The 6,333-nt window shown below is 71.5% G+C and carries 6 protein-coding genes; 1 reads left to right on the top strand and 5 read right to left on the bottom strand.

Annotation, left to right across the window (positions count from 1 at the left end; genetic code table 11):
- Positions 1 to 149 precede the first annotated feature (149 nt).
- Positions 150 to 623, top strand: coding sequence for a hypothetical protein (locus VGZ23_05665; GenBank protein ID HEV2357082.1), 474 nt, complete (start codon positions 150 to 152; stop codon positions 621 to 623).
- A gap of 64 nt (positions 624 to 687) precedes the next feature.
- Here the strand turns inward: VGZ23_05665 and VGZ23_05670 are convergent, their stop codons facing one another.
- From VGZ23_05670 to VGZ23_05690, 5 genes are all read right to left on the bottom strand, one after another.
- Positions 688 to 2,295 carry a bifunctional 3-(3-hydroxy-phenyl)propionate/3-hydroxycinnamic acid hydroxylase gene (locus VGZ23_05670; protein ID HEV2357083.1) on the bottom strand — a complete coding sequence of 536 codons (1,608 nt, stop codon included), beginning with the start codon at positions 2,293 to 2,295 and terminating at the stop codon, positions 688 to 690.
- Entirely contained in the window at positions 2,292 to 3,122 is an 831-nt protein-coding gene (locus tag VGZ23_05675) for a VOC family protein (GenBank protein HEV2357084.1), read from the bottom strand. The genes VGZ23_05670 and VGZ23_05675 overlap by 4 nt, the downstream gene beginning before the upstream one ends.
- Positions 3,123 to 3,243: 121 nt before the next feature.
- A complete protein-coding gene (locus tag VGZ23_05680) occupies positions 3,244 to 3,795 on the bottom strand; it encodes a redoxin domain-containing protein (GenBank protein HEV2357085.1) in 552 nt (183 codons plus the stop codon).
- 73 nt (positions 3,796 to 3,868) lie between these two features.
- The gene (locus VGZ23_05685; GenBank protein ID HEV2357086.1) at positions 3,869 to 4,483 is read right to left on the bottom strand and encodes a GNAT family protein; all 615 of its coding nucleotides are present in this window, start codon (positions 4,481 to 4,483) and stop codon (positions 3,869 to 3,871) included.
- An 11-nt stretch (positions 4,484 to 4,494) separates the two neighbouring features.
- Positions 4,495 to 6,333: heme o synthase (locus VGZ23_05690; GenBank protein HEV2357087.1), on the bottom strand; the 1,839-nt coding region annotated here is incomplete at its 5' end.

A 6,333-nucleotide genomic window follows, 5' to 3' on the forward strand; every position in this document is an offset into this window, starting at 1 on the left:
AATCTCATACCCTCACGGATCAGGCTGCAGACCGATCAAGCGGAATCTTGACGGGCAGCCGTTTCAGGCCCGTTACACGCCGTTGACGGATCCGTGAAGCCCGAAGCACATGGTTGGGTGTGTCCGAATCACACGCGGAGGTGACACGCATGCGACTGATGCAGTGGTTTGCCGGCTTCGTACTCTTGTTGGTGACGGCGGTCCTCGGGACGGCGGCGCAGGGCGCCGGCCACCTCGTGGAGACGGCGGCGATTTCGGTCAACGGGGCGTCGAAGCGGGTGCTTACGGACGCCAAAGGCATGACGCTCTACTACCTCGCCACCGACACGGCCGGCCGCAGCACGTGCACCGGCGGCTGCGCGAAGGTGTGGCCCCCGCTGCTAGGCATGTCGGCACCGAGCGCGAAGGGCGCGCTTCCCGGGAAGCTCACCCTCGTCAAGACGGAGAACGGATCGCAGGTCAGTTACAATCGACATCTGCTGTACACTTACTCGGGTGACACGGCGCCGCACCAGGCCAACGGTCAGGGCATCGCCGGCAAGTGGTGGGTCGCCGCGGTCGATCTGAAACCGGCGATGTCCGGGACTCCGAGCAAGCCGAGCAGCGGGGGCTATGGCTGGTAGTCTTGCCCCCTCACGACCTCTCATGCGCGGCCGCCGTGGGGACGGGCACCTCCGCCCGACGTCCTCAGGTTCGCGCCACGAGGGCCTCGACCGCCGCGGCCCCACGCGCCGGACCATCGGCGGGGAGGCACGCCGCTACGTAGTGGTCCGGTCTCAGCAGCAGAACGTGGTTGGGGTAACGCGCGAGCGCGGCGGCCAGGTGGCCGTCCCGATCGCGGACCACCTCGGCGCCGAAGAGTCCCTCACTTCGCCGGACTGATTCGTCCTCGACTCCGCAAGGCAGCACGGCGACGCGCGTCGCGTCGAGGCGGCGCCACACGTCGTGCCTGACCGCGGCGAACGCCTCGCCCGGCCGGGCGGTCCAGGCGAGCAGCACAAAACGGTTGCCGAGCACCGCGTCGAGGCGGACGCTTCGCCCGTCCGCCGTGACTACCCAGGGTTGCGGCAGGAGCCGCCCGACCAGCGTTTCGCCGGCCGGCCGCCCGTCGGGCACGAGAAACCCGGACCGGAACCTCGGCGCGGGCCGCCACCGCATCTCGGTGATGTAATCGCGCGCCGGCGGGTATAGGTCGAGAAGGCGCACCGCCTGCTCTACGGCCCACGCCTCCGCGCGGGACCGCGGCGCCATCACGCGCCCCATCCGCAGGGCGAGCCTGATCATCTCCCACACGTGCGGACGGCGTTCGGCTTCGTAACTTTCGAGCAGACCGGGACCCATCTGTCCCTGCACCACCGCCGCGATCTTCCAGGCCAGGTTGTGCGCGTCGCGGAGGCCGCTGTTCATGCCCTGTCCCGCAAAGGGCGGCGAGAGGTGCGCGGCGTCGCCGGCCAGCAGGGCCCGGCCCGCGGCCCAGCGTGCCGCGACGCGGGCGTGAAAGCGATACACGACGGCCCGCCTGATGACGCTCTCGGGATCGGTGCCGTGCGCCGCCAGCAACCGGCGGATGGCAGGCGGGCGCAGCAGATCGTCGTCCCGCTCGTCCGGCAATACTTTGAACTCGACCCGCCGCGTCCGGTCCGGGCCGGGGAGCGCGATCCCCGGCCGCGCGGGATCGCAGAAGACCAGCGTATGCGGGGACGCGACCTCCGACTCTTCGAGGTCGATGATCAACCAGCGCTCGCTGAAGCTCGCGCCCGCGAGCGGAACGCCGAGGAGGCGCCGTACGGTGCTCGCGGCGCCGTCGCAGCCGACGAGGTAGTCGCATTCGACCTCGCGCGCCCGCGCCTCCGGCCCGCGCACCGTGACGGCCACGCCCTGCCCGTCCTGGTGGAAACTCTCGAGGGTGTGCTCGAACCGCGCCTCGACGCTCGAAAGCCCGGCGAGCCCGCCGCGCAGTTGGCGTTCGAGGACCGGCTGCCGGAAGGCGCTGCGGCGCGGGTACCCGTACGGCATCGCGGCCGGCGTGACTGTGGCAAAGCAGCGGCCGGACGGCGAGAGATAGCGATACCCGTAGCCCGGCACGGCCGCCGCGAGGACGTCGCCGGCGAGCCCCGCGGCCTGCATGGTGCGCAGCCCCTCATCGTCGATCGATACCGCCCGCGGCTCGTCGACGGTGGTGGCGTTGCGCTCGACGACGAGCACGCGCACGCCGTAGATCCCGAGCAGGTTGGCCAGAGTGAGCCCCGTCGGCCCGGCGCCGGCGATGATGACGCCGTAGCGGCTCGGCGTCACGTTCGAAGCGGGGCCGCTCCCCACATGTTGAACGTGCGGTCCTCGTGCGCCCAGATCCCGACCGGCCGGTCGCCCGAGATGATCTCCAGTTCGGCCGAGAGCTCCACGAGGTTGCCGTCCGGATCGCGGACCATGATGAAGAGGTTGTTGCCGGGGCCGTGGCGCCCCGGTCCCCACTCGAGCGTGATCCCCCGCCGGGCGAAGTGATCCGCCCAGTCCCGGATCAGCCCCCAATCCCGCACCTCGTACGAATGATGGTCGAGGCGCTGCCCCGGCGTGCGCGACCGGAACACCGCAAGCGTATGGTGCTCGCGGTCGGTGCGAAGCCAGCAGGCCAGGAGCGCGCCGTTTTGGAGCACCTTGTCGGAGAGGGCCGCTCCGACGACGCGCGTGTAGAAGGCCAGGAGTCGCTCCGGATCGTCACTTGCGAACACCACGTGCTGAAGGCGTCCGTCGAGCGCGGGGCCGGCGCCCGGAGGGCGCCGGCCCCGCGCCGCATGCCCGAAGACCAGCGTGTTGCCGTCGGGATCGGTCACAGAGAACGCCTCGCCGTCGAACAGGGGGGTGGGCGACGGCCCGAGAGTCTGTCCGTGCCGGTCGAGCCGTTCCCGGATCGCCTCCGAGCCGGCCCGAAACGCCGCGAAGCCGAGCGTCCGCGGCGCGCCTGGCGCGATCAACACCCGCCTGTCGGGGGCCGCGCAGAGCCATCGACGCCGGTCGAGGCGCTCCGCCGTCATCGCGAGCGCGTCTCTATAGAAGGCGGCGAGCCGGTCGGGAGCGTCGCTCAGGATTTGGAGGTGATCCAGGCGCGCGGACCCTTCGGCCATGCCGGAGGCCGCTCCCCTCGGCGCGCGGACGGGTCTTGCCATCGCGGTGAAGAGATTCGCCGCGGAGGGGCGAACACCTCAGGCGGCACGAGTCCCGCCGGTCCGTCCGGCCGGGGCGCCGCTAGATTTTCTCGCCCAGCAACCGGCCGATCTCTCGCTCCGTCACGTCGTAGTCGCCTTCACCGATGTGGGTGTAGCGGAGCTGTCCGCGCTTGTCGACCAGGTACAGGGTCGGCCAATAGTCGTTGTGGTAGGCGTTCCAAATCCGGCGGTCGTTGTCCATCACGACCGGGTAGGCGATCCCGAGCCGGGCGACGGCCTCGCGCACGTAGTCGATCTTCCCCTCGTGGGCGAACTCGGGTGTGTGCACGCCGACGAGAACGAGTCCCCGGCCGCCGTATCGGGCGTACCACTCTTTTAGGTGCGGCAGCACGTTCAGGCAGTTCTCGCAGCCCGCCGTCCACATCTCCACGCCTACGACTTTTCCGCGCAGCGAGGCGATGGTGAGCGGACGGCCGTCGGTGTTGAACCACGGTCCGCCGCCGCTGAGCTCCGGGGCCGCGGTGGCCGCCTGCGCCCGCGCGACCGGCGAGAGCAGCCCGGACAGCATGTTCACCGCCGGCGCCCCCGCCACTGCCGCCGCCAACGCCCAGACCAAGACAAGTGTTCGCATCGCGTTCCTCCAGCTGAGTGTGTCGCGTCACGCTCCACGCTACCCGGCCTGTGTTAAGCCCTGATAACGGCCGTTACCCGCGGGTCTTGGAGATCCGCCCGGAGCGCCAGGGCAGCCGATCGTAGTCGTCGCGGGTCACCGCGAAGACGCACCGATCTTCCAAGTGTCCGTCCGTTCCCATGACCTTGAGGCGGAGCGTGCCCTCGAGGACGAAGCTCAACCGCTCCGGGACCGCCCGGCTGCGGATGTTTCGCGGGTCCATGAAGATCTCGACGCGGTTGGCCCCGAGCCGGTCGAACGCCAGACGGGTCAGCAGCCGCACCGTCTCCGCGACATAGCCCCGGCCCTCCGCGGACGTCCGGATCCAGTAGCCGATCTCGAACGATCGCGTTTCCCAGTTGATGCGATGCAGGCCGCTGCCGCCGAGGTAGCGGCCGGTGCGCCGGTCGAAGATGCCGACCACGAAGCTCTCGCGGCGCCGCCATAGGTCGCGCAGGCGCGCCATCGCGGCCCGCTGGTCGTCGATCGAGCGCGTCGCCTGGACCCACGGCAGCCAGCGCTCGAGCCGTTGCCGTGATTCTTCGATCGCCTCCCACACGGCGCGGACGTCGGACGAACGAAGGGGGCGGAGGACGACGCGGCGGCCGCGGATCTCACGCGGAACGGGGATGCGACGCGGAGCCGCCATCGCCCGGCGGCTCAGCGGACGAGCTTGTCGATCACCATCGCGGTGAAGAGCAGGCCGAGGTACAGGATGGAGTATCCGAAGAGCGCCATTTCCAGCCCCGGCCGGCGGCCCGCGAGCACCGCCCACGCCAGGACCACGAAGACGGCGTCGAGGACGGCGGCGGCGGCGGCGTAGATCGGACCGAGGGCGTGCAGCGGGACGTAGAGCGCGAGCGTGGCGGCGGTCAGGACGAGCGAGTACAGGAAGATCTGCCGGCGCGTCTCCCGCTCGCCCCGCACGACCGGCAGCATCGGGACCCCCGCGGCGCGGTAGTCGTCGGCCTTGCCGAGCGCGAGGGCCCAGAAATGCGGCGGCGTCCACAGGAACACGATCGCGAAGAGGACCAGGGCCGGCGCCTCGACCCGGCCGGTCGCCGCGGCCCAGCCGACGAGGGGCGGGACTGCCCCCGCGGCGCCGCCGATCACGATGTTGTGCGGGGTGGCGCGCTTGAGCCACAGCGTGTAGACGCCGACGTAGAACAGGATACCGGCCGTGGACAACGCGGCCGCGAGGAGATTGACGCCGACCGCCATCACGCCCACCGAGAGGGCCCCGGTGACCGCGCCGAAAACGAGCGCCTGCGACGGCCGCACGCGGCCCGCGGGGACCGGGCGCAGACACGTCCGGCGCATGATCGCGTCGATGTCCCGGTCGACGTACATGTTGAAGGCATTGGCCGACCCCGCCGCCAGCGTGCCGCCGAGCACGGTCAGCAAAAGCGCCGCGACCGGCAGATGGTGGGGTGAGGCGACGATCATGGTGGTGATGGTCGTGATCAGCAGCAGGAGGATGATCCGCGGCTTCATCAGCGCGAGATAGTCGCGGGCCGTCTCCGCCGTGCGGCCGAGCGCCGTGCGCGGCGCCGCGTCCGGCCAGGCGAGGCCGTCGGCCGGCTCGTCGATCGATCCGCCCGCGATCGTGGGCAGGGGGCGCCGGCTTCTCGCGCCCGCGCGAGGGGCGCCGTCCCCCATGGGGGACGCCGTCACCGTCTCCGGGACCGGGATCGCGAGCGTGGTCAGGATGACGAGGGCGGCGAACAGCGCGGCGGCCAGTCCGAGATGCAGGCCCTGCACGGCCGGGGTGAGCCGCAGCGCGACGTTGAGGACGCCCGCCGCCACCTGCACGACGACCCCCAGCAGGGCGAGGTGGGCGGCGATGGCCAGCCGGCGGACACCGAGGCGCGTCGCCGCGGCCGCCGTCCAGACGACCAGCACGGCCACGATGAGCGCCCAGAAGCGGTGCAGCATGTGGACGTGCGCGGGCGCATCCGGCGGGAGCAGCGTGCCGCCGCGGCACAACGGCAGCGACGGGCACGCGACCGCGGCCGCGCTCGAACCCACGTACCCGCCGATGAGAATCATCACAAAGGTCGCCGCCGCCGCCGCGGCCGCGAGCCTCCGGAACCCCGGCGGCGCGAACACCGGATCGGCCGCCGGCCGCAGGGCGTTGGCCGCCTGGGCCACGACGGCGCCCAGCAGCAGCATCGCGACGCCGAGGTGCGTGGCCACGAGGCCCGGCGTGAGCCGCAGTTTCACGGTCACGCCTCCAAGCACGATCTGCGCCGCCAGCAGCGCCAGCACCAGGACGGCGAGGCGGCCGGCCCGCGGCACCGCCGCACGCACGCGCCAGGCCGACAGCGCCGTGGCCAGCACCAGCACGCTCACCGCCGCGGCGAGCAGACGGTGTCCGTACTCGATCAGGACAAGGCCTTCAAGCGGCGGAACGATCCGGCCGTGGCACAGCGGCCAGTCCGGACAGGCGAGGCCGGCTCCCGTGATCCGCACGAGGCCGCCTGCCAGCACGAGGAGATA

The organism is bacterium, from assembly GCA_035945995.1.
GTDB lineage: Bacteria > Sysuimicrobiota > Sysuimicrobiia > Sysuimicrobiales > Segetimicrobiaceae > DASSJF01.